Source organism: Kribbella sp. NBC_01484, assembly GCF_036227145.1.
GTDB lineage: Bacteria > Actinomycetota > Actinomycetes > Propionibacteriales > Kribbellaceae > Kribbella.
The window spans coordinates 751,206-776,680 of the sequence record NZ_CP109437.1 but is presented as its reverse complement, the minus strand read 5'-3'; the positions used below and the strand labels follow the sequence as shown (position 1 = coordinate 776,680).

The following is a 25,475-nucleotide window of genomic DNA, read 5'->3' as shown; positions in this document are numbered from 1 at the left end:
CCACGAGGGACCGGGTGCATTATGCAGAGCAGTCTACAGCATCTCACCAGCCTGGTGGCCGCGTGTAGTTACCTGCAGGGTCAGGGAGTTGATGGTCGAGGAAGTCGGCCGGCGTGAGCTTCCGCCACCAGTGGCCGCCAGCGCCCTCGGTCGGCTCACCGGTCAAGTCACCGGCGAAGTAGCCGCCCCGGGGGTTCACATGGCCGACCGGCACGACCTGCCGTGCACGCCGGACCGGCAGCTTCAGATCCGAGTCGTTCGAGATCACTACTGCGGCGTCCACCGACCTGCTCAGCACATCGGTCAGGAGATGGGTCGCCAGGTTGACATCGGTGCCCTTCTCCTCTTGGTGCAGGGTCGAGACCATGAACACCGCGCCTGGAAGGGGCGAGCCGAGTGTCGACTGGACCATCACCGGCCACTGCGACGTCACCACCTGCGGCGCACTGCGCGGTCGAGGACCCTTCACCGCGAGCGGCCGATTGCGAATGCCGGTCACGTACTTCCCGTACTCCACCAGGTCGACGCTGGCTGTCGTCACCAGCGCCTTCAGGTAGGCGTCCTGTTCGATGAAACCGGACGGGTTCAGACGTTGGTCGATCCGCGCGGTGCAGTAAGCGATCCGTTGCAGCGCCGGCGCGGACCAGCACCGTTGTTCCGCGATCAATGTCGTTACCAGGGCACGGAGATCGAGCCAGCGCCAGCCGGGCGCTTTCCCGAGCTGATGCCGACCTCCGTAGTACAGGTTGTAACCATCGACGTAGACCCCGACACGCATAGCGGTGCAGCCTACGCATGGTCGGTCGTCTCTGCTGGTGGTTCGCTGTTGCCTGTGGATAAGTCATGAGCGGGACCGTCGTGCCGGGCAAGGCGACGCCGCGGGGGCGGTTCCCGCACGTCAAGGTGTCCGGCGGGTTCGCCTTCGTGGCTGGGACGTCGAGCCGGCGGCCGGACAACACCATCGCCGGGGCGTCGGTCGACTCGTTGGGGACGGTGTCGCTGGACATCCGGGAGCAGACGCGGGCGGTGCTGGAGAACATCCGGGACATCCTGGCGGCCGTCGGGGCGGGACTCGGGGATCTCGTGAGTGTGACGACGTACCTGGTGTCGATGAACGACTTCGGGGGGTACAACGAGGTGTACGGCGAATTCTTCGACGAGTCCGGGCCGGCCCGGACGACCGTCGCAGTTCATCAGCTGCCGCATCCCCAGCTGCTGATCGAGATATCCGCTGTTGCGGCCATCCCACAAGGACACAGCCCGCACAAGGAGGAGTAGGCATGGTCAATCTGGAGTCGACGAACTTTCCGCAGTGGATCGAGGAGAACAAGCACCTGCTGAAGCCGCCGGTCGGCAACAAGCAGATGTTCCCGACCGGGGACGACTTCATCACGATGGTGGTCGGCGGGCCGAACCAGCGCACCGACTTCCACGTCGACCCGTACGAGGAGTTCTTCTACCAGATCAAGGGCACCATGCACGTCGACGTGATGACCGACGACGGCCCCGCCCGGGTCGACATCAACGAGGGCGAGATGTGGGTGCTGCCGCGGAGCATGCCGCACTCGCCGCAGCGCGAGGCGGACTCGATCGGCCTGGTGATGGAGCGCGTCCGCGAGCCGGGCACGCTGGAAAAGTTCCGCTGGTACTGCGCGAACTGCAACGGGATCGTGCACGAGGTCGAGCTCCAGGTGACGGACATCGTGGCCGACCTGCCGCCGGTCTTCAACGCGTTCTACGAGAGCGAGGACGCCCGGACCTGCCCGCAGTGCGGCACCGTGCACCCCGGTAGAGGCTGATGACTGTCGATGTCCACACTCACCTGGTGCCGAAGGGCTGGCCGGATCTCTCGGTAGCGTGCGGCGGCGACGGCTGGCCGTGGTTGCGGATCGACTCCGAGCGGGCCGCGATGATCATGGTCGACTCGACCGAGTTCCGGCCGATCGGCCCGCAGGCCTGGGATCGGGACGTCCGGCGGGGCGATATGGATGCCGATGGCATCGACCTGCAAGTGGTCTCGCCGACGCCGGTGTTCTTCGGCTACGACCGGCCGGCGGATCAGGCGGTCAAGCTGGCCAGGATCTTCAACGATCTCACGCTGGAGACGCTTGCCGGCGACGACCGGTTCGTCCCGTTCTGTCAGGTGCCGCTGCAGGATCCGGACGCGGCCTGCGCGGAGCTCGATCGCTGCCGGGCCGCCGGTCATGTCGGGGTCGAGATCGGCAACCACGTCGGCGACAAGGACCTCGACGACGCGGGGATCGTTGCCTTCCTCAACCACTGCGCCGAGACCGGGACGCCGGTGCTGGTGCATCCGTGGGACATGCCCGGTGGTCCGCGCCTGGACCGCTGGATGGCCCGCTGGCTGACCGGGATGCCGGCCGAGACCCATCTGTCCCTGCTGGCGATGATCCTGGGCGGTGCGTTCGACGCGCTCCCGCCGTACCTGCGGATCTGCTTCGCCCATGGTGGCGGGAGTTTCGCGTTCTGGCTCGGGCGGCTGGAGAACGCCTGGCACCGGCGCGGCGACATCGTCCGTGGTTGCTCGCAGCACCCACCGTCGTACTACCTGGACCGGATCCTGGTCGACACGGTGGTGTTCGAATCAGCGCCTTTGCGGCTTCTTGTCGATACCTTGGGGGAAGACCACGTTCTGGTCGGCAGTGATTATCCCTATCCACTGGGTGAGCGGCCGGTCGGGGAGGTGGTACGGACGGCCGGTTTCCTGACCGCGGAGCAGCAGCACAAGCTGCTGTCCACGAACGCTTTGCACTTCCTTGGAATTCAACGCAGTTTCGGGAGGTCTGAATGAGTGAAGACCGATCGGTTCTGTCCCGCGCGGCGCGCGGGCCCGACGAGGAGCTCCGCTACGGCGACGACGCGGACCAGGTGATCGACTACTGGCACGCGAAGGAGTACCGGCCGCTGGTCGTGTTCGTGCACGGTGGTTTCTGGCGGCCGAAGTACGACCGGACGCACGCCCGCCCTCTCGGTGAGGCGCTCTCCGATCTCGGCTGGCCGGTGCTGTCCCTGGAGTACCGCCGCGAGCCCGGTGATCCCGATGTCACCACGACAGACGTCCGTACGGCGCTCGAGGCCTTACCCGACCTTGTCGACGTCCACGCGGGCTACGTGCTGATGGGCCACTCCGCCGGCGGCCAGTTGGCCCTCTGGGCGGCTGCAACCCTCAACCCGGTCCGGCTCCGCGGCCTGATCGCCCTCGCCCCCGTCGCCGACCTCCTGATGGCCGACCGGATGGATCTCGACGGCGGCGCGGTCCAGGCCTTCATCGGCACCGGCGTCCGCAACGACCTCGACCCCGTCCACCTCCCGGCGTCGATCGCCCCGGTCAGCCTCATCCACGGCACCGGCGACACGATCGTCCCGATCAGCGTCACCGAGTCCTACTTCACCGCCCACCCCACCGCCCACTTCATCCGCGCCCAGGACTGCGGCCACTACCAGCTGATAGATCCCTTGACCGAGCCCTTCCACGACGTAACCGCCGAACTGACCCGCCTCACCGGCTGAGGAGGTCAGTCCTCATCGGGGATACGCCGCCACACGGCGCCTCGTCCAGCGCCTTCGGGGCTGACCTTCTGCTCGTTCTTGAGCTCTTCCAGGACGAGCCGAATGGTCTGGTCGCTGACTCCCGGCAGCGCCGTACGGACATCCGCAAGGCGGAATACCGGGGCCGCATGCTTCAGCACGTGGGCACGCACCCGGTCCTGCTTCGTGCCGCCGCTCCGATCGGCAGCCGCACGGCGCGCGAAGGTCCGGTACGCGGAAGCCAGCACGGTGACGAAGTACGACAGCCATGGCCAGGGATTCGCCTGATCGTCGTGCCAGTCATCGGTCGAGCGAAGGAGTGCCGTGTAGTACTCGTCGGCGGAGTCCGCGATGAGCTGCTCCAGGGAGACCCACCGGCAGACCTCGTACCCGGCGTCGACCAGAAGTGCATTGGTCAACGCGCGGGCGACTCGGCCGTTCCCGTCTGCGAACGGACGGATGACGAGCAGGTCGAGGATCATCAAGCCGACCAGCAGGACCGGGTGGTGCCTGGCATCAGCCTGAGCATCCCGGTAGCGAGCGATGAGATCCGTGAGGTACTCAGCCGTCCTCGCCGCCGGAACGGGCACGAACCGCACGGTCGTGCTCCCGTCGGGCGACCGATCCACGACAAGGTTGTCGTCGGTCTTGAGCTGACCACCGGGGTGCGCCGTCTCGGACCAGAGCAGCCGGTGCAGGTGCAGCAGCAGCCCGATGGTCAGCGGGTGCCAGTCCTCCTGGAACAGGTAGTCGAGCGCCTTGCGGTAGCCGACGAGCTCCTGCTCGCTTCTGCTCCGCAAGACCCCAGCACTGCCGTCAATGACGCGCTCTGCCCGCTCGGCGTCGGGGACCACGACCCCCTCGATGGCCGAGGAGGCAGTGATGCTCTGGATCCGGGCACGGTTGGCGAGCTCGGTCAGCAGCGCCGGCAACTGATGCCGGTACAGCGCCTCGCTGCCCCTACCGGTGTCGATCGATCGGAGCCGCATGACGACGTCAGCCGGGACCTGGCCGATCAGGCGGTCAAGGTCTGCGAACGAGCGCACCCGAATCCTCCAAAGAAACCAACAAACATACTAATCACTGTCCATCTTAGTATGATTGTCGGTTTCTTTAGCATGTTTCTACCTCCATGTCGTCACACTCAGTGCCGCCCGCTCACTCGTTGTTCTGGTTCAGCTGAGGCGTTTGGCGGCGGTGAGGAGGCCTTCGGAGGTGGGGAGGAGGGCCGAGACGAGGTCGTCGTCGTCGCGGACGGCGCGGATCAGGTCGCGGAGGGCGGTGGTGTCGGGGTCCCGGCGGGCCGGGTCGGCGACGCGGCCGCCGGTGAGGATGCCGGCGAAGGCGACGATGCCGCCGGGGCGGAGCAGGCGCAGGGCCTCGTGCAGGTACGCCGTGTTCTCGCGCCGGTCGGCGTCGCAGAAGACCAGGTCATAGTGGCCGTCGGTGAGCCGGGTGACCACGTCCAGCCCGGCGCCGGCGATCAGGCGGAACCGGTTCGACGGGACGCCGGCGCTGAGGAACGTCTTGCGGGCCAGCCGCTGGTTCTCGGCGTCGATGTCGACCGTGGTGAGGGTGCCGTCGGTGCGCATCCCGCGCAGCAAGGCCAGCCCGGAGACGCCGGTGCCGGTGCCGATCTCCACTACCGCCTTGGCGCCCACGCCGGCGGCGAGCAGGCTCAGCGCGGCGGCCGCGCCGGGGCCGATCGCGGTGATCCCGCTCTCGTCGGCGCGCGCCCGCGCACCGGTGACGACTTCGTCCTCACCGGTGTAGTCCTCGGCGTACGCCCAGGACGTCGGGTCGATGCCGGTGGCGATGATGCCCTCCCAAGATTCTGCCGCTGCGCTCCTCATGCTGATCCGAAGCCTAGCGGCAAGAGGTCCGCATTCCGTGTCTCCCGCGCGGAGACTGCGCACTCTTGCTCATTACACGCGGCCTTGAATCAGATATGATCGTCACACGAGACAAGACCGGGCCCAGTGAGGGAGGTGCGGAGTGCGGTCAGGCGCGGATGACGTCGATGCCGGCTTCCTTGAAGACGGTCAGCTGGGATTCGTCGGCCTGCGCGTCGGTGACGAGCGTGTCGATCTCGCTCAGCTCGCAGATCCGGGCGAACGCGCGCTGTCCGAGCTTGGAGGAGTCGGCCACCACGACCACCTTCGCGGCCCGGCTGACGATCAGCTGGTTGATGTTCGCCTCGCCCTCGTGATGGGCGGTGGCGCCGGTCTCGTCGATCCCGTCGACGCCGATGAAGGCGATGTCCAGGGACAGGTCGGACAGGATCCGGTGCGACAGCGGCCCGATCATCTCGTAGGACTGCGGCCGCGCGACGCCGCCGGTGAGCACCATCTTCACGTGCGGCCGGACGATCAGCTCGTTGGCGATGTTCAGCGCGTTGGTGACGAGGGTGAACGCCGGCTCGCCGTGCTCGGCGGACAGCTCCGGCCGGGTCGCCAGCGTGCGCGCCACCTCGGAGATGGTGGTGCCGCCGTTCATCCCGATCACCATGCCGCGCCGCACCAGCGTGGCCGCGGCCTGCGCGATCCGCTGCTTCTCGGACGCGAAACGCGCAGTCTTGTAGCGCAGCGGGAGGTCGTACGACACTGCGTTGGCGACCGCGCCGCCGCGGGTCCGGGTGAGGAGCTGCTGCTTGCCGAGGTGGTCGAGATCGCGCCGGATCGTCGCCGCGGACACGTGCAACTGCTCGGCGAGCTCGTCGACGTCGATGGCGCCCTTCTCGGCGAGCGACTCGAGCAAGGTGTTCAGGCGTTCATAACGCTTCACCCGGGGCTCCTCCTTCACACAATCGGTCAGCCGGGTGGCGGCTGGTTGGCACCATTCGATCACGTTCGAGCAGTTTCGACCATGACAAGTGCGGAGACGACATGACGCAGATGCCTTTTGTGAGCACTGAGATCGCCACTCAACCAGACCTCTGGCGACAGGTCGCGGACGGTTTCGCGCAGTACGGCGGTTCGTTGCCGAAGCCCGGTCAGCGGGTCGCGGCCGTCGGCTGCGGCACGTCGTGGTTCATGGCGATGGCGTACGCCGCCCGGCGCGAGGACCTCGGCCAGGGTGAGACCGACGCGTTCGCGGGATCGGAGTTCCCGGCCGGCCGCGCGTACGACGTGGTGGTCGTGATCAGCCGGTCGGGTACGACGACCGAGGTGCTGGACCTGATCCGGGCCACGGACCTGCCGACGGTCGCGATCACCGCGACCCCCGGCTCGCCGATCGTCGAGCTGGCCGACCAGACCATCATGCTCGACTTCGCCGACGAGCAGTCCGTCGTGCAGACCCGCTTCGCGACCACGACGCTGGCGTTGCTGCGCGCGTCGCTGGGCGAGGACCTCACGCAGGCTAGCGCGGACGCTCAGACCGCGCTGACCATCGACGTGGACGATCTCGCGAAGCTCGAGCAGGTCACGTACGTCGGCACCCGGTGGACCGTCGGTCTGGCCCACGAGGCCGCCCTGAAGCAGCGTGAGGCTGCGTCGGCGTGGACCGAGGCCTACCCGGCGATGGACTACCGGCACGGCCCGATCGCGATCGCCCAGGCCGGGCGTGGCGTCTGGGTCTTCGGCGAGGCTCCGGCCGGTCTGCTCGACGACGTCGCCGCTACCGGCGCGACCGTCGTACACCACCCGGACCTCGACCCGATGGCGTCGTTGGTGGTGGCCCAACGAGTCGCCGTCGCCAAGTCCCTCGCCCTCGGCCTGAACCCGGACCAGCCCCGCAGCCTCACCCGCTCCGTCATCCTCGACTGAGGGCGGGCGCGGCGGCCGTCCTCGAGATCGCGGCGACGCGGCCGAGGACTGCCGCCGCGACGAGGCCGGAGGCTACAACCAGCAGGGCTTTGTGGGTGCCGATGGCTGGGACGAGGAGGCCGCCGGCAGCTTGGCCCAAGGCGGCTGCGCCGACGCGGAGGCTGGCGGCTGTGGTGCTGACGCGGCCCTGGAGTGACTCGGGGCTGTAGCGCTGCCGGGCCGCGAACATGGCGGGCAGCGTCGGCCCCTCCAGCAACCCGGACAGCGCAGCCAACAGCAGGAGTACGGGGAAACTCGCGGCAAGCGGCCAGGTGGTCAGAGTGAGGCCATAGGCCGCGACGGACACCATGACGACGTGCTCCGGACGCCAGCGAGTCTGGAGCCGTCCGAGCAGCAGAGCGGTCGTGATGCTGCCGATCTCCAGTGCGGTCCACAGATAGCCCGCAGCGGACCGCGGCATGCCGAGTGCCGCCATGTGCAGCGGCAGAGTGATCAGCAGGAAGCCGGTCACGCCCATGAGCAGTGTTGTGGTCACAGTGGACGCCCTGAGCCGCGGTGTGCGCGCGAGGTGGGTGAGACCGCCGATCACCGATGCCATGAAGGGCTCGCCGCTGGTCCCGGCGGGCGGGAGCGCAGGCAGCCGGGTGATGGCGCAGATGCTGAGTACTGCGGCCGCCGCGATGACCAGGACCGCGGCCTCCACCGACACGGTCGCTGCGATCGTGGCGGCCGTCGCCGGACCGGTGATGGTGGCGGCGCCGAAGCTCGCGGCTTCCAGCGAGTTGGCCCGAGCTAGCCGAGCTCGAGAGACCAGACTCGGCAGCATGCTGGTGAAGCCGCCGCTCACCATCGGCAGCGTCGCGCCGGCGACCGCTGCGAGCGCTGGAGTGATCCAGTGCGCGCTATGGCCGACCACGCCCAGCAGACTGAGCATGACCACGCCCAGCACCGCCTGGTTGAGTACGAGCGCACTCCGGCGGTACGGCGTCCTGTCGAGCCACGCACCGAGGAGCGGGCCGGTCACCACCGCGGGCAGCGCGTAAGCGGCTCCGGTGATCCCAGCCAGCGCGGGACTGTCCGTGCGGTCCAGGACGAGCAGCACCAGCGTGAACGCGACCATCTCGTCGGCAAACCTCGCCAGGGTCGCTGCCAGGTAGTAGCTGGGCACGCCATCCTCCTGTAACGCAATAGTGGCAGTTACGCGTTACGCTATCAAAGGCGTTACCGATGGGAGAGGTCAGTGGAGATTCAGACACCGGACCGGTTGGTGCGGCTCGCGGTCGACTTGGTCAACACCCGCACCCGTGACCCGGAGAAACTGACGACACCGGATGCGGTCCGCGACTTCCTGCTCGCGCATGGCGAGTCCGACCCGATCGAGCTGGACGAAGGCGACCTGGCCGCAGTCCGCGCGGTCCGTGAGCAGATCCGGCCGGTCTTCCATGCCGATCCGGCGGATGCGGCCAGCACGCTCAACGAGTTGCTCACGGAGTACGCCGTACGGCCGTATCTGTCCGAGCATGACGGGGCGCCGTGGCATCTGCATGTGGCGAAGCCGGACGCGACCTGGGCCGAGTGGCTGGCGGCGACAGCGGCGCTCGGGCTGGCGAGTTTCGCGGCCGGCCGTGGGTTCGCCGCGATCGGCTCGTGTGCGGCCGTGGACTGCGAGCGGGTCTTCGTCAATCCGGCCGAGCGACGGCCGCGCAAGTACTGCACCCCAACCTGCGCGAGCCGCACCAGAGTCGCAACGTATCGAGCTCGTCGCGCTTGAGGTCTAGTATTTGCGAAAGCGCTTGCGCTACTCTGCGGAACGGTCGGCTCGCTGACCGCCATCCCCGCTGAGGAGTTCCGATGACCAGAACCGCAATCCGTTCCACCGCAGCGCTTTCGACCTCCGCTCTCCTGCTGGCGGGGCTGGTGGCCTGCTCCAGCAGCCCGTCCTCGGCCGGTGAATCCGGCGCCGGTGGACAGGTGACGATCACGGTCGGTGACCGCCCGACGAGTTCCGATCCGGCCAACCGGGCCCAGTACGACCAGAAGGTGGCCGACTTCCAGAAGGCGAACCCGGACATCAAGCTCAATCCGGTCGAGACGCTCTGGGATCCGACCACGTTCCAGGCCCAGGCGGCCGGCGGGCAGTTGCCCGACGTACTGAATGTGCCGTTCACCGAGCCGCAGGGGATGATCGCCCGCAAGCAGGTCGCGGACCTGACCAAGGCGCTCAAGGACGACGGCCTGCTGGACGAGCTGAACCCGTCGGTGCTGAAGATCGCCCAGGACCAGTCCGGCAACGTGTTCGCCGTCCCGACTGCGGCGTACTCGGTCGGCCTGATCTACAACCGCGACCTGTTCACCAAGGCCGGGCTCGATCCGGACAAGCCGCCGGCGACCTGGGACGAGGTCCGCGCGGACGCGAAGAAGATCACCGCCGCGACCGGCCAGGCCGGGTACGCGCAGATGACCACGAACAACACCGGCGGCTGGATGTTCACCACCCAGACCTACGCGTTCGGCGGCACGATCGAGACCACCGACGGCAGCAAGGCGACCTTCGACGACGCGCCGTCCCGGGCCGCGCTGCAGGCGTTGCACGACATGAAGTGGGTCGACAAGTTGATGGGCCAGGCCGTGCTCTACGACATCGACGGCATCTCCAAGGTGTTCGCGGCCGGCAAGATCGGCATGTACATGTCCGCGCCGGACGCCTACCGCACCCTGGTCACCACCAACGGGCTCAAGGCCTCGGCCTTCGGGATCGGCCCGATGCCGCAGCAGGGCGGCGACCACGGCACCCTCAGCGGCGGCAGCGTCCAGATCGTCAGCCCGACCGCGACGGACGCCGAGAAGGCGGCCGCGATCAAGTGGATCAAGTTCGCTTACCTGAACAAGTACGTGAACCAGGACCTGGCGGTCACCAGCGCCAAGAACGGCGTGGCGGCCAAGCAGCCGGTCGGCGTCCCGGGTCTCCCGGTGGTGGCGGCCGACCAGTACGCGACGTACCAGTCGTGGATCAAGCCGTACGTGAACGTGCCGCTGGCGAACTTCGCGCCGTACACGAAGGTCGCGGCCGACCAGAAGATCGTGCCCGAGCCGCCGGTGAAGGCCCAAGAGGTGTACGCCGCGCTCGACCCGGTGGTGCAGACCGTGCTGGGCAACGAGAAGGCCGACATCCCGGCGCTGCTGACCAAGGCCGCCGGCACGGTGAACGCCAAACTCGGGCGCTGAGTTGCCTACCGCAACCACCACTCGCCCGACCGGTGTCTCGGCGCCTGCCCGGGACACCGGGGTGCGGCGGCGCCTGAACCGGGGGCTGCTGCGACGGGCCCGGAACGGCGTCCCGGCAGTGGTGTTCGCGCTGCCGGTTGTGCTGATCTTCCTGGTCTTCTCCTGGGGCCCGATCGTCCGCGGGCTCGTGATGAGCCTGCAGCAGACCAACCTGATCGATCCGGTGCGCTGGGTCGGACTGGAGAACTTCCGGTACGTCCTGACCGACCCCGCGGTCGGTCAGGCCACCATGAACACGGTCTGGTTCACCCTGCTGGCGCTGCTGTTCGGCTTCCCGCTGCCGATCCTGCTGGCGATGTTCCTGTCCGAGCTGCGCGGCCGGTCCTGGGCCCACACGACACTCGCGTACCTGCCGGTGATCACTCCGCCGGTGGTGGCGATCCTGTTGTGGCGCTTCTTCTACGACCCGTCGCCGAACGGGATGTTCAACAGCATCCTCGGGGTGTTCGGGCTGGGACCGTTCCTCTGGCTGGACAGTCCGTCGTCGGCGATGCCCTCGATCGTGCTGGAGGCGACCTGGGCCGGGGCCGGCAACGCGGTGATCATCTACCTCGCCGCTCTGACCTCGGTGCGGGCCGATCTGTACGAGGCGGCCGAACTGGACGGCGCCGGCGTGGTCCGCCGGGTGTGGCACGTGATGTTGCCGCATCTGCGCGGCGTACTGCTGCTGATGCTGCTCCTGCAGGTGATCGGCACCATGCAGCTGTTCACCGAGCCGCTGCTGTTCACCGGGGGAGGACCGCAGGGAGCGACGACCACCATCCTGCTGCTGATCTACAACTACGCCTTCGTCAACGGTGACTACGGCGCCGCTACCGCGTTGAGCGTGCTGTTGGCGCTGGCACTCGCCGCACTGTCGGCTGTCTTCCAGTTCGCGACGCGTGGCTGGAGTTCCGAGTGAGCGGCGAGCGCGGCGCGCTGTCGGACTCGGACCGCCGGCAGACCCGCATCCGCCTGCCGTTCGTCATCGGTCAGGTCGTGGTGTTCGCCGGTCTGCTGGTGGCAGGCCTCGGCCCGTTCCTGTGGTTGCTCAAGGCAGCGATCTCACCGACCCAGGACAGCATTCGGCAGCCACTCGCGTTCTTCCCGTCCGGCAAGGTGCAGTGGCAGAACCTCGCCACTGCCTGGCAACAGGGTCACATCGGCTACTACCTCGGCAACACCGCCATCATCGCGGCCGGTACGGCGCTGGCGTCGCTCATCATCTGTACGACGGCGGGCTACGTGCTGAGCGTGCTCCGGCCGCGCTGGGGACCGGTGTTGTCCGCGGCGATCCTGGTGACGCTGTTCGTGCCGCACATCGTCTCGCTCGTCCCGCTGTATCTGACCGTGCTGAAGCTCCCAGTGGTGCACAGCAACCTTACCAACACGTTCTGGGCGGTCTGGCTCCCACCCGCGGCCAGTGCGTTCAACGTGCTGATCGTGAAGCGATTCTTCGACGGCATCCCGCGGGAGTACTTCGAGGCGGCCCGGATCGACGGTGCCGGTTCGCTGCGGGTGTTCACCTCACTCGTGCTGCCGCTGTCGCGTCCGATCCTCGGTGTGGTCCTGCTGCTCAGCATCATCTCTTCCTGGAAGGACTATCTGTGGCCTCTGCTGGTGCTGACGAATCCCGATCTGCAACCGGTCTCGGTGGCGTTGCCGAAGATCGCCAAGGTGACGGAGCTCAACATCCAGTTGGCGGGTCTGTTCCTGGCCCTGCTGATCCCGGTGGCGCTGTTCCTGGTCTTCCAGCGAGCGTTCCTGCGTGGCGTGGGCCTGTCCGGGGGAATCAAGGCGTGAGGCATGTTCTCGTCACCGGGGCGGATGGATCGATCGGCCGGGCCGCGGTCGCCGGTCTGGGGACAGCCGGGTACGACGTGACCGGTCTGTCTCTGCGCTACGACCACCCGAGTACGGCGGACCGCCCGCTGGTCGGGGACGCGCGCTCACCGGTCGACGTCTCGGCCGCGCTCGACGGCGTGGACGCCGTACTGCATCTGGCCGCGATCCCGCATCCGAGTCTCGGTACGCCGGAGGAGGTGTTCGAGAACAACGTCGCGGCGACGTTCAACGTGCTCTCGCAGGCCGGGCAGCGGGGGATCGGCCGGGTGGTGATCGCGAGCAGTATCAACGCGTTCGGCATACCGATGAACGTGCATCCGGTGGTGCCGGCGTACTACCCGCTCGACGAGGAGGTCCGGGCCGACATCTCGGATCCGTACTCGCTGTCGAAGAGTGTCGACGAGCAGAGCGCCCGGATGGCGTGGCGGTGCTGGGGCACCAACGTGATCGCCCTGCGCTTCCCACTGGTGAAGACCCGCGAGCAACTACTGCGATTCGCGGCCAATGCCGAACGTGACCCATCGACGATGGCCCGCGAGGGCTGGGCGTATCTGGATCTGCGGGACGGCGTCCGGGCGATCATCGCGGCGCTCGAGTCACCGGTGACCGGAGCCCACGTGGTCGGGCTGGCCGCCGACGACATCCTGATCGACCGTCCCACAGATGAACTGTTGCGCGAGTACGCCCCGACGGTTCCGGTACGGCGGCCGATCGCGGGACGGGACGCATTGGTCGACACGTCACGGGCCCGGGAACTGCTCGGGTTCACCCCGCGCCACTCGATCCACTCCACCCACGAGAACCACCACGACACTCACGCCATTTGAGAGGGTCAACCCCCGAGTTGGTGGGTTGCCCCCACGGAATCTGAGTGGGCAACCCACTATTTCAGGCGGTAACCCCCCAAATGGTTCGGGGGAAAGCAGCGGGCGCTCAAACGGTGTCGGCGATGACCAGTTGAGGTACGACGTACTGGATGCCGGGCTCGGGGTCGGGTTCGAGCAGGCGGCCCGTGAGCCGTGGGCGTGTGGGGCGCGGGCACGGAGGAGGGCCGGTGTACTGACGAACGGGTAGTCGTCAGCTGCGCGGGGACATGGCGGAGGTGTTCAGACTGGAAGCGGGCCGGTTCGGCGGGGGCGACGCCGACTACTACCCGTTCGTCAGTACACCGGCCAACCCAATCAACCAGCCCCGAACCTCGGACACCTCATCGAGACCACGGACACCGGACCCGATGTCCGCAGTCCCCACTGAGTGACCCACCCCCTCGCCCACCTCCAAACCCGGACCGACGGCCCCCACCGGACCTACCCGCTGACCCCCGACCAGCACCCACAACCACACCAGCACCCACAACCACACCAGCACCCACACATCAGGCAAGCCGGAGATGGCGCTCGCCTGCTCACGGTGTGGGTGGTGGCGGTATGCGCGTGTTGGTCGGAGGACGGACCCAGATCCGGTGACCTGGGGCAGCCGGTGGTGTGGCCTGGTGTGGTGCAGGTCGACAGGACGTGTCGGCCAGGCCCTGCCCGGGCCGGCCGGGTTCACGCGGGAATGCCTGCCCCGACCACCACCACCGAACCGACCATCCTGTCGACCTGCACGCCAGCCACCCGAGCCCCACCAGCCAAGCCGCATCCCAGACCCCCTCCCACATCACCCACACAACCAGCAGCAGAGCCCCATTTGAGCGGTTGACCCCTGAGTGGGTGGGTTGCCCCCTCGGAATCTGAGGCGGCAACCCACCACGTCAGGGGTCAACCCCCTGAACTGGCTCGGGTGAGGGAGGTGGGGGTCAGACGGTCTCGGCGATGACCAGTTGAGGTGCGACGTACTGGATGCCGGGCTCGGGGTCGGGTTCGAGGAGGCGGGCCGCGACCTGGCGGCCGATCTCCTCGAGTCCGACCTCGATCGTGGTCAGGTGCCGGCTGACGCGCTGGTCGTGCATCAACTGCTCCCAGTTGTCGACGCCGATCAGCGCCACGTCACCAGGGACCTGCCGGCCACTCGCCCGGACGACGCGCTCGGTGCCCCGGGCGATCGCGTCACTGCCACAGAAGATCGCGTCGACGTCGGGTGCCGCGGCCAGGACCTCGCGGGCGGCTTCCTCGCCCCAGCTCTCCCGCCAGCGGCCGAAGCGGACCGGCGTCACCCAGTCGAGTCCGGCGTCGGCGAGGACCTGGCCGGCGCCCACGGCCCGGCGCTGCGCGGCGTTGTCGTGCGGCTCGGCGGTGATGTGGGCGATCCGGCGGCGGCCGGTCGACAGCAGATGGGTCGCCGCGAGCCGTCCGATCGCGGTGTCGTCCGAGGTGATCGTGACGTCGTCCGGGTCCTCCGTGAAGGTGAAGGCGTAGATCACCGGTACGTCGAACCGGCTGGTGAGCGACGGGGTCGGGAACGACGTGCCGGTGCCGATCACGATCACGCCGTCGATCCGGCGGGCCCGCAGTTGCAGGATGCTCTCGGTGACGTCCTGCTCGTCGATCCGCGCGTCGTAGAGCAGGATGGCCTGCTCCTTGGCGCCGAGCTCGGTGGCGGCGGTGGCCAGCACGACCCGGGTGAACGGGTTCGAGGCGCGGTGGGTGAGCACACCGATGGTCTGGCTCCGGCCGCGGGCGAACGACCGGGCCAGTGCGTTGTGCCGGAAGCCGAGCCGGTCCGCGGTGACGCGGACGTGCTCACGGGTCGCCGCCGAGATCCGGTCGGTGCCGTTGAGTGCCTTCGACGCGGTCGACAGCGACACCCCCGCGGCAGCGGCCACGTCGGACAGGGTGATCAGCTGGTCGGCCATCTCCTCATCGTAGTCAGTGATGAGCCGTTGACAGCGGGCTCACCGAAAGCCAAGGTGTGATGTGCGAAATCGCTTTCGCATCCTGGGATGAGAGCTCCATGATCCGTCGCCGCTCCGGCGCGATCAGTCTTCTCACGGCCGGCCTGTTGCTGGCCGCCGTACTGCAGATCCCCACGGCCCTGCCGGCCGCCGCCGCGGCGCCGACGCTGACCATCGTGCCGAGCACGGTCGGCAACGCGTTCACCGTCGGCCAGCAGGTCAAGCTCGGCTTCACCACCAACGCCGCCACCATCGGCTGGACCGTGCGGGACTCGGCCGGCACCGAGGTTGCCAAAGGCTCGGCCTCGGCCGCCTCGCTCAACGGCCAGCTCCCGCTCTCGATCAGTACGCCGGGCTGGTACCAGGCCGACCTCACCGCGACGGCCTCCGACGGCTGGGTGACGAACGGCGGCACGGACTTCTCCGTACTCACGCCGCACGACTTCTCGACCTCGACCGACACCCGGATCGGCGTCGCCACCGGGCTCGGCTTCAGCAGCGGCGCCAATCCGGGCCTCGGGTCGGTGCCACTGCTGGCGATGAGCGGCATCTCGACCGCGCGCGACGAGGCGTTCTGGGCCAGCGCCGAGACCACGCCCGGCGTGATCCAGTTCCAGCAGAAGGTGAAGGACTACAAGGCCGCGCTGGATGCGAACAACGTCGACTTCCTCAACATCCTCGACTACGGCAACCCGCTCTACTACCCGGACGAGGCGCCGTCGACCGACGAGCAGCGACAGGCCTTCACCCGGTACGCCGTGGCCGCGGTCAACGAGTTCGGTACGGCGCACACGACGTACGAGCTGTGGAACGAGTGGAACTGGCGTGACCTGGACGGCCCTGCTGGTGGTACGGCCGACCAGTACATCGCGCTCCTGAAGACGGTCAGCCCGGCGGTCCGGGCCGCGCATCCCGACGTCAAGCTCACCGGTCCGTCGCTCGCGGTCATCTCGGACTGGCAGGCCTGGTTCACCCGGTTCGCCGACCTCGGCGGCCTGGACTACGTCGACGCGGTCACCATCCACCCGTACGTCCAGCCGAACGACCCGGAGGCGTCGGTCGCCTACGTCAACACCATCCGCAGCATCATGGCGGCGCACGGCTCGACCAAGCCGATCTACATCAGCGAGCAGGGCTGGGCGACCGGCACCAACCCGATGGCGGTCAGCGAGCCGGTCCAGGCGCGCGACCTGGTCCGCGGCGAGCTGCTTGCCTTCGGCAACGGTGTGGCCCGGTACAGCGGCTACAACTTCATGGACTCGGGCACCGACCCGGCCAACGTCGAGCACCGGTTCGGTCTGGTGCGCAACACGCAGGACACGCGGGGTGCGCTGGCGCCCAAGCCGTCGTACGTCGCGACCGCCGTACTGGCCCGGCAGATCGACGAACTGCCGCTGATCGGCCAGACGAAGTTCGGCACCAACGGGTACGACGTCGCCTTCAACGCCGGCGGCGGTCAGAGTGTGCACGCGGTCTGGTCGGCCACCCCCGGTCTGGTGAACGCTGCGGCACCTGCCGGCTCAACCGTCCAGGTGACGAACATGTACGGCGCTGTGACCACGCTGACCGCGGATGCGGGCGGCCACATCTGGGTGAGCGCCGGGCCTGAGCCGGTGTACCTACGCGGCGCCATCAGCGGCGTCGCCCCGTCGAACCGCTTTGCCCTGTCGGTCTCGCCGGAGATCGCCGGTGACCCGGTCAGCGGCAGTCTGACCTTCACGAACCCGGACTCGACCGCACACGCCTTCACTGTCGAGGCCGGCGGCAGCCAGACGAGCGGCAACGTCCCTGCGGCCGGTACGGCGTCCGTGCCGGTCACCTACCCGGCGCAGAACTCGGCCGGCGCCCGAACCTACTCCGCCAGGGTCACTGTGGACGGCGCTCCAGCCGCACTCCTGACCACGAGCGGTACGGCGACCGCACCGCTGACGGTCACCGGGTCACACGTACTCAGCAGCAGCGGACAGGACCTGCTGCGGCTACGAGTCACCAATGCCTCGTCGCACTCGTACACGGTCGCCGGACTCGACTGGGCGTCCGGGAGCGGATCCGGGACGCTGCTGGGCGGCACCACGATCGCAGCCCACGGTACGGCGTCGGCCGACGTACCGCTGACGGTCACGGCAGCCTCGGACTGGGCGGCCAGCTTGCGGATCGCGGGTGTCGCCTTCTTCAAGGCATCAGGCCAACTCCGGCCCGTCGGTACGCCGACAGTCGCGACCGAGCACACCGTGACACTCGACGGGGTGATCGATCCGGAGCTGAGCCAGGTCCCGCCGATCTCCTTGGCCGGCACCGGGACGCCACCGGTGACCGGATGGGGTGGACCCAGCGACCTGTCCGGGTCGCTGTGGCTGACGCATGACAGCCAGAACCTGTACCTGTCCGCCCGGATCATCGACGACGTGTTCTCGCAGCCGAACCGCAACGGCAACATCTGGGGCGGGGACGGCCTCCAGATCGGCATGACGGCCGGTGCACCGGGCGAAGCGACCAGGACGCAGGAGATCGGTGCTGCGCTGACCGACGCGGGCACTGTGGACACGTGGCGGTGGTCTCCGGTGGAGCTGGCCGGGACACCGCCCGGCGTCCAGGCGAAGGTCGTCCGGGACGCGTCGGCCCACACCACGACCTACGAGGTCGCAGTCCCTTGGAGCACGCTGGAGTTCGCGTCCGGTGATCGGCTGCTGTCGGCGACCGTCGTGGTCAACGAGAACGACGGCACCGGCCGCCGTGGCTGGCTGACCTGGGGGACCGGCGTCGCGGAGGCAAAGAATCCAGCCGGCTTCAACGCCATCCGGCTGGACGCGACACCCGCGGCACCAGCCGGCGCGACGGATGCGACGTTCGGCATCACCACGACCGCGCGGCCGCAGTGCTGGAGCGGCGCGGCAGTGCTACCGGTCTACGCCTACAACGCGGGCTCCGCTCCGATGGACGTCCGCTTCACCACTCCGCTCGGCGAACAGAAGATCTCGTCCGTCGGCGCCGGCGAGGGCGCTTACTACGCCTTCCCCGCCGGTGGCTCTTTGGTCGCCGGGTCGCTGACGACAGCGGCGTACCGCTGGAACAACGGCTCACCGCAATACACCCGCCTGACCGTCAACTACCCAGCAATCAACTGCGCCGGATGAGGCCGGTCCGGGGTGGCGCGCCTAGGATCGGGGCGGGACATCCGACCGGAGGAGTACGAGTTGAGTCACACCGTGGTGGCCGAGCTGGTGGCCAATGTGCTGAAGGTCACAGCCAAGGCCGGCGACACGGTGGGGCCGGAGGACACTCTGGTCATCCTGGAGTCGATGAAGATGGAGATCCCGGTGCTGGCCGAGGTGGCCGGCACCATCGTGGAGCTGAGGGTCGTCGAGGGCGAAGTCGTCCGCGACGGCGACCCGATCGCGGTAATAGAAGAGAAGTGATTCAACCGAAATGGCCGCCCACGCGTCTTTACCTATGAGGGCACTGGCCGGGAACTTCCGGCCAGGGCGTCGCGTTGAGCCGTCGTACGACGAATTCAGGGTCCAACCCGGGTTCTCCCGACGTGCGCAGAGGACGGTGACCGCGGCACCATGGCCTTCACGCTTATTGCCGAGAGGACCCTGGGAGGCGTTGCGGTGAAGCCGCTCGACACCCCGACGGTGCCTGCGTTCGAGCCCGTTCCGGACGCGCTGCCGTCGTGGGACGAGATCGTCCGCACCCACTCCGCCCGCGTCTACCGGCTCGCGTACCGGCTGACCGGCAACAAGCACGACGCCGAGGACCTGACCCAGGAGGTCTTCGTCCGGGTCTTCCGCTCGCTGTCGTCGTACACCCCGGGGACCTTCGAGGGCTGGCTCTACCGGATCACCACGAACCTGTTCCTGGACGGCGCCCGCCGCCGGCAGCGGATCCGCTTCGACGGCCTGCCCGACGACGCCCACGACCGGCTTCCGGCCAAGGGCGAGGGCCCGGCCGAGAAGCTCGACTCGGACCTGTTCGACCACGATGTGCAGGACGCGCTGGACGCGCTGCCGGAGGACTTCCGCGCCGCCGTCGTGCTCTGCGACATCGAGGGCATGACGTACGACGAGATCGCCGACGTGCTGGATGTGAAGCTCGGCACCGTCCGCAGCCGGATCCACCGCGGCCGGTCGATGCTGCGCAAGCACCTCGAGCACCGGGCCCCGCGATCCGGGCAGACCCGGGTCGGCGGTCCGCCCGCCGACGGACCGTTGATCGGTGGAGGTGAGCACCGATGACCCTGCAACACCCGTTGGACAAGCTCAGCGCCGTCGTCGACGGCGAACTCGACCACGACTCCCGGGACAAGGTGCTGAGCCACCTGGTCGGCTGCGACACCTGCCGCGCCGAGGTGGACGCGCAGCGCCGGCTCAAGGCCCGGATGGCGGCCCTGGAGTCGCCGGACCCGTCCACCGACCTGATGCAGCGCTTGATGGGCGTCTCGTCGTTCTCCCCAGAGCCGCGTGAGGAGGTCCGTCCGGTGCTCACGCCGGCGGTCACGCTCTTCCCGCAGCGGTCCGCGTTCCCGTCCGGGCGCTCAGGTGGCACCCGGCCGGGCGCACCCCGGACCACGCGCTCCCGGCGGCGCACCGGCGTACTGGGTGCGGCCGGCTCCGCTGCCGCCGTCGCATCCCTGCTCGGTACGGCGTTCGTCGTCGGAGACCCGGCCCGCTCGGAGCAGCCGCCCGCGCTGCAGCCACCGGTCGCGAGCTTCTCGTCCGACCACGCGAGCATGACGGGCGGAGCGCCGTTCGCCGACCCGGTCGCGCTGCTGAACTCCTACAACGGGACTGGGTACGCAGGGCTGAGCCCGACGCTCCAGCCGGTGGCCCTGACAGGACGCTGACCCGTGAGCCTCTCCCGGCTCGCCGTACTGGTCAGCACAGCTCTGATCGGCTTCGGCCTGCCCACGCCCGCCTTCGCGACGCCTGGTGTCTCGCGTGCGGACTCGCCGACGGCGATCAGCTGGCTCAAGAAGGCCGCCGCGGCGCCCAACCGGGTCTCGTACCACGGCACGCAGATCATCACCGCGTGGGGACCACACGGCGCGAGCTCGGCCATGCTCGACATCGTGCACGCGGCCTCGCAGGGCTCCGAGATCAGCGTGGTCGGCTCGTCGTCCGCACCGGGCGCCAAAGCGTTCGTGCAGCGCGCGACGACCACGGGGGCGGCGATCGACGGTGGGCCGCTGACTCTGCTGCAGGCGACGTACCAGCTCGTCTACAAATGCTGCACGGACACCATCGGGCGGACCGCCGTACTGGTGGAGGCCTTGCGGGACGACCAGACGCTGGCGGCCAGGTTCTGGATCGACACGGCGACCGGACTGCTGCTGCAGCGGCAGCTGTTCAGCGTGGACGGCACGACGATGGTCCGGGCGACGGTGTTCACCGAGCTGGAGATCGAGGACTCGGAGTTCCTCGGGCACCTGCCGCCGATGATGCCCAACGGGGTCGAGTCGATGGGCATGGGAAAGGTCGGCGACCTGCGCTCGGCCGGCTGGGTCTGCGCCCCGGAGCTGCCCGCGTCGCTCACGCTGTACGACGTCCACAAGGACACCAGCAACGGGTCACTGCAGTTCTCGTACTCCGACGGGCTGTTCAATGTCTCGCTCTTCGAGCAGCGGGGAGCGCTGGATCCGGCCGCGGTCACCGGGTTCAGCAGCACCGAGAGCCCGGGTGTCTACCTCCGCTACGGGATGCCGTCGTACGTCGTCTGGTCGTCCGGAGGAATCGTCTACACGCTGATCGGGGATCTGCCGCCGGACATGCTCGGCCAGGTGGTCCGCGCGTTCCCGCACGACGTGCCCGTGAAGCTCACCGCCATCCAGCGAATGGGCACCGGGCTGGCCAAAATCGCGACCTGGCTCACTCCGATGGGTGCTCTGTCCGGGAAACTGGGATAATCGAATCTGGAAGTGCCTCTCGGTCACCCCGAGCAGGGGCCTCCGACCGACGACCACGACGATGACGTGAGGCGGGGACCGTGACCAGCGACGACGCCGAGCCGACAGTTCCGAACCCCGCGACCGCGGAGCCGACCGCGATCCTGCCCACCAACGGCACGCCCCCCGCTGGTCCTCCTGCCGGTTCATCACCCCTGACCGCACTCACGCCGCCGACGCCGGCTGCGGGCAACGCACCGATCCCGCCGCCGGGCAGTGACGCGGCGTATCGGCAGACCAACGGACGCTCCGTGACGCAGCGCAGCTTCGGCAAGCCACCCGGACGCGATGAGCTGTCCCAGAACGTACGAGCGCAGGAGCCGACCTTCCGGCCGGTGTACCCGGGTCAGGCGTGGCCGACGCAGCAACCGGCGTACCGGCCGACGTACACCCCGCCGCCACCGCTCGACTGGCACCAGCAGCAGGCCCGTGCGTACACGCCGGCCCCGCCGCCGAAGGCCAACCGGGTGATCATCATCGCGGCGGTGGTCGCGCTGGTGATCGGGGTGATCGCCGGCGCCGGTGCGGCCGCGACCGTCGTCACGCTCGACAACCACGGCACCCCGGTCGCCGATCAGCCCAACACGCCGGTCGGCACCGGCACCGACCCGAAGATCCGGACCGGATCCGTCTCCGCGGTCGCCGCCACCCTGCTGCCGAGTGTCGTCCAGTTGAAGGTCCAGGGCGCCGATGGCTCCGATGCCACCGGGTCCGGCTTCGTGATCGACAACCTCGGGCACATCCTGACCAACAACCACGTCGTCGCGGCCGCGGCGAGCGGCGGCTCGATCCAGGTCGTGACCCAGAGCGGCAAGAACTCGACCGCACGGCTGGTCGGCCGGTCGCCGGCGTACGACCTGGCCGTCGTCCAGGTTGTTGGCCTGGACGCGCCGTCGGTGCAGTTCGGCCGGTCGGACCAGGCCATCGTCGGGCAGGACGTGGTCGCGATCGGCTCGCCGCTCGGGCTGGCCGGCACGGTCACGTCGGGGATCATCTCGGCGAAGAACCGCCCGGTGACCACGGGCGACAGCGTGGACCAGACGTCGTACATCAACGCGCTGCAGACCGACGCGGCGATCAACCCGGGCAACTCCGGCGGCCCGCTGGTCGACATGAACGCGCGGGTGATCGGGGTGAACTCCGCGATCGCGACCGTGCGTGGTTCGGAGGAGCAGAGTGGGAACATCGGGCTCGGGTTCGCGATCCCGATCGACCAGGCCCGGCGGACCGCGCAGCAGTTGATCGCGACCGGCAAGGCGTCGTACCCGGTGATCGGGGCGAGTGTGGACATGACGTTCGAAGGCGGGGCCCGGGTGAGCGCGGTGAGCGCGGGTTCCCCGGCGGCGAAGGCCGGGTTGCGGGTCGGTGACGTGATCACGTCGATCAACAGTCAGACAGTGGACTCCGCCGAGGTGCTGATCGTCGCCATCCGGACGCATCAGCCGGGAGAGAGCGTCCGGATCATCTATGAGCGCGGCGGGAAGGCCCGGCAGGTGAACCTCACCTTGGCTCAGCAGATCGGCTGAGCTTCACTGGTACGGCGAGACGCGTGAGGCTGACCCGGCAGGCGGCGTGACCGGACTGCGGATACCCTTGTCGGCGTTGGGAATGTGGGCTGGAACGACGATGTACAGAGAGGTGGGGACATGTTCGGCATCGGGCCGCTGGAGCTGGTCGTGATCGCGATCGTCGCCGTACTCGTCTTCGGCCCGGACCGGCTGCCGGAGTTCGCCCGGACCGCGGGCCGGCTGTTGCGTCAGGTCCGCCAGATGGTCACCACCGCGCAGAACGACCTGCGCAACGAGCTCGGCCCGGAGTTCGCCGACCTCGACCTGCAGGACCTGAACCCGAAGAACTTCGTCCGCAAGCACCTGCTCGAGGGCTCCGATGACCTCGACGACAAGGCGGTCGCCGACTTCAGCGATTCCGCCCCGCAACGCCTCCCGGCCGGCCAGAAGCCGCCGTACGACCCCGAGTCGACCTGACCGGCTAGGGCGTGTCTGATGGTCCAGCAGACACGCCCTGATCGCGCCGGAAGAGCAGCGCGACGGCGGCGACGCCCGCGACGGCTGGTAGCAGCGCGAGAGTGCCCCAGAGCGGCGGGAAGATGCGGACTCCGTACTCGGAGGACGCCAGCAGGAGCGCGGCGAGGCCTGCGGTGAGCAGGACGACCAGCACGCCCAGGGTCGCGGCGACCCGCCGGTTCGCGCGGGCGACGCCCACCACCAGCAACCACAGCAACGCGTCGACCACGGCAACGCCGTACACGAGGCCGTAGAGCAAGCCCGCGGACGGCTGCTTGCCGTACGACGCGTAGGCGGTGGTGGCGTGGTCGATGAGGGTGCGGCTGCCGGTCTGGTCTGCGATCGCGGCTGCGGCCAGGACGATCGAGAGCACCACGGCGAGCAACGCCGTACGCCGGCCTCCTCTTGCCTGCGTCTCGACTCGGGGATTTTCAGATAGTGACTGTCTCATGCCAGTGACTGTACGAACGCGCCGCCCTCAACGTCAAGAGTTTTAGACAGTGACTTGCTGAAGCGTGGGGCTGTCTCTTAGGGTGCCGCTATGGCTACCGGACTGCGGGAACGCTGGCGTGTGAAGGCGCGGCGCACCATCCAGGAGTGCGCGCTCGACCTGTTCGACGAGCGGGGTTTCGCCGCGGTCACCATCGAGGAGATCGCCGCCGCGGCCGAGGTCTCGCCGTCGTCGGTCTACCGCTACTTCGGTACCAAGGAGGGGATCCTGGTCGCCGACGAGTTCGACAACATGAGCCAGGAGGCGCTGGAGGAGATCCTCGATCTCAACGATCCCGTCGGCAGCCTGGTGCAGATCGTGCTCAGGTACGAAGCGGCACCCGACGACAGTGAGACCTCACGGGCCGAGCGGAGCCCCTGGCGCCGGGTGCGCTACTTCTTCCAGGAGCCATCGGTCCGGATGGCCGCCTGCGCCGCCCTGGACCGCGCCGGCCAACGCATCGCCCCTCTGATGGCGCGCACCGGCGAGTTCACCGAGACCCAGGCCCGCGTGGCCGCCAACGCCTTGGTCTTCGGCTACTTCGCCGCCCTGGAGCAGTGGTACGTCGAGGGCGGCGACCACCCGATCGCCGACTATGTCGAAGACGGGCTGACACCCCTACGCACCATCTGGTCTTCAGCCGGAGAGGTCGGCGGCCAGTAGGTCGTAGGTGACTTTGCCGTCGAGGTGGGTGGAGAGGGGGAAGGCTTCGCGTTCGGTGCCGGTCAGTTGGAAGCCCGCCTTCTCGGCGGTGTGGCGGGCGGCTGTGTTGCTGGCGGCCGTGCGGATGAACAGCCTCCGACCGCCGAAGCCGCCGGCGTCCTCCGCGGCGAAGTACCACTGCGCAACCCGCTCGACAGCCTCGGCCATCACGCCCCGGCCCTGCGCGTCGGGATGCAACCAGTAGCCGAGCTCGCCGTCGCGCACCTGGTCGCGATGGATCCCGAACAGGGTGAGGTTTCCCAGCCCTTGGTCCGTCTCGGCATCGGCCACACACCAGTTGAACCTGCGGCCGGCGGCGGCCTGCTCGGCCATGTCCCTCAACCAGAACCGCGCGTCCTCCGCGGTGAACGGCTGCGGGATGAACAGCAGGAAGTGAGCGGTCGCCTGGTTGGTGCGAGCGGTCGTGATCCGCGGGATCTCGTCCGCACGCCAGGTGCGCAACCGCAAGCGTGGTGTCTCCAGGATCGGGTGCTCGTACCACGGCTGGCGCGGCCTGCGGGGATCGGGCGGCCCGATCCAGGCCGTCCATGCGTCGACCCGGCGGCCGCTTTCCTCGGCCAGCGCGGGGATCGTCTCACCGAGGTGGAACCCGGTCGCCCAGGCGACCCGCCGCGACGGCCAGTTGCCGACCCGCGCCCACCAGTGGACGACGTGAAACCCGCAGGTGGTGAAGCCGAACTCCAGCAGCAGCCGCACCGCCCGGCTCGCCACGCCGGCGCCTCGAGCCCATTCCGACAGGCTGTAGTGGATGCGTGCGTTGCCGTTGCCGTCCGGCTCCAGCGCGGCGGAACCGGCGTACCGGCCCTTGTACTCGACGATGAAGAGGAGCCGCTCGCGCTTCGCCCAGGCTTCGACGATGCCGTAGCCGATCCAGCGCCGCGCGTCGTCCTCGTCGAAGCCGCGGCCCGGGTCCTCGCGTTGGCGGTCGATCTGGCCTTGTAGGTCGTCGGGTCGGGGAGCCCGCAGCGTGACCACGCCGTCGGTCAGGACCGGATGCTCAGCAGGAATCGGCACCCGGCCAGTCAACAACCCCGCAGGG

26 protein-coding genes are annotated in these 25,475 nt (G+C 68.7%); 18 read left to right on the top strand and 8 right to left on the bottom strand.

Annotation, left to right across the window (positions count from 1 at the left end):
• Positions 1-43 precede the first annotated feature (43 nt).
• On the bottom strand, positions 44-778 hold the full coding sequence (locus OG555_RS03705) for an NYN domain-containing protein (RefSeq protein ID WP_329481185.1): 735 nt from the start codon (positions 776-778) through the stop codon (positions 44-46).
• Positions 779-843: 65 nt separating this feature from the next.
• Between OG555_RS03705 and OG555_RS03700 the strand changes: the two genes are divergently transcribed.
• From OG555_RS03700 to OG555_RS03685, 4 genes are read left to right on the top strand one after another with little or no spacing between them, the layout of a single operon-like run.
• The gene (locus tag OG555_RS03700; RefSeq protein WP_329481183.1) at positions 844-1,278 is read left to right on the top strand and encodes a RidA family protein; all 435 of its coding nucleotides are present in this window, start codon (positions 844-846) and stop codon (positions 1,276-1,278) included.
• Between the two features lie 2 nt (positions 1,279-1,280).
• Complete coding sequence (locus OG555_RS03695) at positions 1,281-1,799, top strand: 3-hydroxyanthranilate 3,4-dioxygenase (protein ID WP_329481181.1); 519 nt, start codon at positions 1,281-1,283, stop codon at positions 1,797-1,799.
• Positions 1,799-2,812: an amidohydrolase family protein gene (locus OG555_RS03690; protein ID WP_329481179.1), complete on the top strand. Its 1,014-nt coding sequence runs from the start codon at positions 1,799-1,801 to the stop codon at positions 2,810-2,812. Before OG555_RS03695 ends, OG555_RS03690 begins: the two co-directional genes overlap by 1 nt.
• Positions 2,809-3,531: an alpha/beta hydrolase family protein gene (locus tag OG555_RS03685; protein WP_329481177.1), complete on the top strand. Its 723-nt coding sequence runs from the start codon at positions 2,809-2,811 to the stop codon at positions 3,529-3,531. The genes OG555_RS03690 and OG555_RS03685 overlap by 4 nt, the downstream gene beginning before the upstream one ends.
• A 5-nt stretch (positions 3,532-3,536) precedes the next feature.
• Here the strand turns inward: OG555_RS03685 and OG555_RS03680 are convergent, their stop codons facing one another.
• The 3 genes from OG555_RS03680 to OG555_RS03670 all read right to left on the bottom strand — a co-directional run bounded on the left by OG555_RS03680 (position 3,537) and on the right by OG555_RS03670 (position 6,333).
• On the bottom strand, positions 3,537-4,595 hold the full coding sequence (locus tag OG555_RS03680; RefSeq protein ID WP_329481175.1) for a Fic family protein: 1,059 nt from the start codon (positions 4,593-4,595) through the stop codon (positions 3,537-3,539).
• A 129-nt stretch (positions 4,596-4,724) separates the two neighbouring features.
• Positions 4,725-5,402 carry an O-methyltransferase gene (locus OG555_RS03675; RefSeq protein WP_329481173.1) on the bottom strand — a complete coding sequence of 226 codons (678 nt, stop codon included), beginning with the start codon at positions 5,400-5,402 and terminating at the stop codon, positions 4,725-4,727.
• A gap of 148 nt (positions 5,403-5,550) precedes the next feature.
• A complete protein-coding gene (locus OG555_RS03670) occupies positions 5,551-6,333 on the bottom strand; it encodes a DeoR/GlpR family DNA-binding transcription regulator (RefSeq protein WP_134108530.1) in 783 nt (260 codons plus the stop codon).
• A gap of 110 nt (positions 6,334-6,443) precedes the next feature.
• Here OG555_RS03670 and OG555_RS03665 point away from each other — a divergent pair, with 110 nt between their 5' ends.
• A complete protein-coding gene (locus OG555_RS03665) occupies positions 6,444-7,316 on the top strand; it encodes an SIS domain-containing protein (protein WP_329484764.1) in 873 nt (290 codons plus the stop codon).
• Here the strand turns inward: OG555_RS03665 and OG555_RS03660 are convergent.
• Positions 7,303-8,484 (bottom strand): MFS transporter, encoded by a 1,182-nt coding sequence (locus OG555_RS03660; RefSeq protein ID WP_329481171.1) that lies wholly within the window; start codon positions 8,482-8,484, stop codon positions 7,303-7,305. The genes OG555_RS03665 and OG555_RS03660 overlap by 14 nt on opposite strands.
• Before the next feature lie 72 nt (positions 8,485-8,556).
• On the opposite strand from OG555_RS03660, the gene OG555_RS03655 reads away from it, so the two are divergent.
• From OG555_RS03655 to OG555_RS03635, 5 genes are all read left to right on the top strand, one after another.
• Positions 8,557-9,087, top strand: coding sequence for an ABATE domain-containing protein (locus OG555_RS03655; protein ID WP_329481169.1), 531 nt, complete (start codon positions 8,557-8,559; stop codon positions 9,085-9,087).
• A gap of 80 nt (positions 9,088-9,167) precedes the next feature.
• On the top strand, positions 9,168-10,541 hold the full coding sequence (locus OG555_RS03650) for an extracellular solute-binding protein (RefSeq protein WP_329481167.1): 1,374 nt from the start codon (positions 9,168-9,170) through the stop codon (positions 10,539-10,541).
• 61 nt (positions 10,542-10,602) lie between these two features.
• A complete protein-coding gene (locus OG555_RS03645) occupies positions 10,603-11,502 on the top strand; it encodes a carbohydrate ABC transporter permease (protein ID WP_329481165.1) in 900 nt (299 codons plus the stop codon).
• Entirely contained in the window at positions 11,499-12,383 is an 885-nt protein-coding gene (locus OG555_RS03640) for a carbohydrate ABC transporter permease (protein ID WP_329481163.1), read from the top strand. The genes OG555_RS03645 and OG555_RS03640 overlap by 4 nt, the downstream gene beginning before the upstream one ends.
• Positions 12,380-13,252 (top strand): NAD-dependent epimerase/dehydratase family protein, encoded by an 873-nt coding sequence (locus OG555_RS03635; protein ID WP_329481161.1) that lies wholly within the window; start codon positions 12,380-12,382, stop codon positions 13,250-13,252. Before OG555_RS03640 ends, OG555_RS03635 begins: the two co-directional genes overlap by 4 nt.
• A 971-nt stretch (positions 13,253-14,223) precedes the next feature.
• On the opposite strand, the gene OG555_RS03630 is transcribed toward OG555_RS03635, so the two are convergent.
• Positions 14,224-15,219: a LacI family DNA-binding transcriptional regulator gene (locus OG555_RS03630; protein ID WP_329481159.1), complete on the bottom strand. Its 996-nt coding sequence runs from the start codon at positions 15,217-15,219 to the stop codon at positions 14,224-14,226.
• A 98-nt stretch (positions 15,220-15,317) separates the two neighbouring features.
• Between OG555_RS03630 and OG555_RS03625 the strand changes: the two genes are divergently transcribed.
• The 7 genes from OG555_RS03625 to OG555_RS03595 all read left to right on the top strand — a co-directional run bounded on the left by OG555_RS03625 (position 15,318) and on the right by OG555_RS03595 (position 23,184).
• Positions 15,318-18,392: a sugar-binding protein gene (locus OG555_RS03625; RefSeq protein WP_329481157.1), complete on the top strand. Its 3,075-nt coding sequence runs from the start codon at positions 15,318-15,320 to the stop codon at positions 18,390-18,392.
• 60 nt (positions 18,393-18,452) lie between these two features.
• Positions 18,453-18,674: a biotin/lipoyl-binding carrier protein gene (locus OG555_RS03620; RefSeq protein WP_329481155.1), complete on the top strand. Its 222-nt coding sequence runs from the start codon at positions 18,453-18,455 to the stop codon at positions 18,672-18,674.
• Positions 18,675-18,824: 150 nt separating this feature from the next.
• Positions 18,825-19,493: an RNA polymerase sigma factor SigE gene (gene sigE / locus OG555_RS03615; protein ID WP_329481153.1), complete on the top strand. Its 669-nt coding sequence runs from the start codon at positions 18,825-18,827 to the stop codon at positions 19,491-19,493.
• Complete coding sequence (locus tag OG555_RS03610; RefSeq protein ID WP_329481151.1) at positions 19,490-20,101, top strand: anti-sigma factor family protein; 612 nt, start codon at positions 19,490-19,492, stop codon at positions 20,099-20,101. The genes sigE and OG555_RS03610 overlap by 4 nt, the downstream gene beginning before the upstream one ends.
• Before the next feature lie 3 nt (positions 20,102-20,104).
• A complete protein-coding gene (locus tag OG555_RS03605; protein ID WP_329481149.1) occupies positions 20,105-21,160 on the top strand; it encodes a transcriptional regulator in 1,056 nt (351 codons plus the stop codon).
• Positions 21,161-21,240: 80 nt separating this feature from the next.
• Complete coding sequence (locus OG555_RS03600) at positions 21,241-22,725, top strand: S1C family serine protease (RefSeq protein ID WP_329481147.1); 1,485 nt, start codon at positions 21,241-21,243, stop codon at positions 22,723-22,725.
• Positions 22,726-22,845: 120 nt separating this feature from the next.
• A complete protein-coding gene (locus OG555_RS03595; protein ID WP_329481145.1) occupies positions 22,846-23,184 on the top strand; it encodes a sec-independent translocase in 339 nt (112 codons plus the stop codon).
• Between the two features lie 4 nt (positions 23,185-23,188).
• Here OG555_RS03595 and OG555_RS03590 read toward each other — a convergent pair whose 3' ends face one another.
• Complete coding sequence (locus OG555_RS03590; RefSeq protein WP_329481143.1) at positions 23,189-23,674, bottom strand: hypothetical protein; 486 nt, start codon at positions 23,672-23,674, stop codon at positions 23,189-23,191.
• Positions 23,675-23,764: 90 nt separating this feature from the next.
• Between OG555_RS03590 and OG555_RS03585 the strand changes: the two genes are divergently transcribed.
• Positions 23,765-24,376, top strand: a complete 612-nt coding sequence (locus OG555_RS03585; RefSeq protein ID WP_329481141.1) for a TetR/AcrR family transcriptional regulator — start codon at positions 23,765-23,767, stop codon at positions 24,374-24,376.
• On the opposite strand, the gene OG555_RS03580 is transcribed toward OG555_RS03585, so the two are convergent.
• Complete coding sequence (locus tag OG555_RS03580; RefSeq protein ID WP_329481139.1) at positions 24,350-25,450, bottom strand: GNAT family N-acetyltransferase; 1,101 nt, start codon at positions 25,448-25,450, stop codon at positions 24,350-24,352. The two genes, OG555_RS03585 and OG555_RS03580, sit on opposite strands and share 27 nt — an antisense overlap.
• Positions 25,451-25,475: the final 25 nt, after the last annotated feature.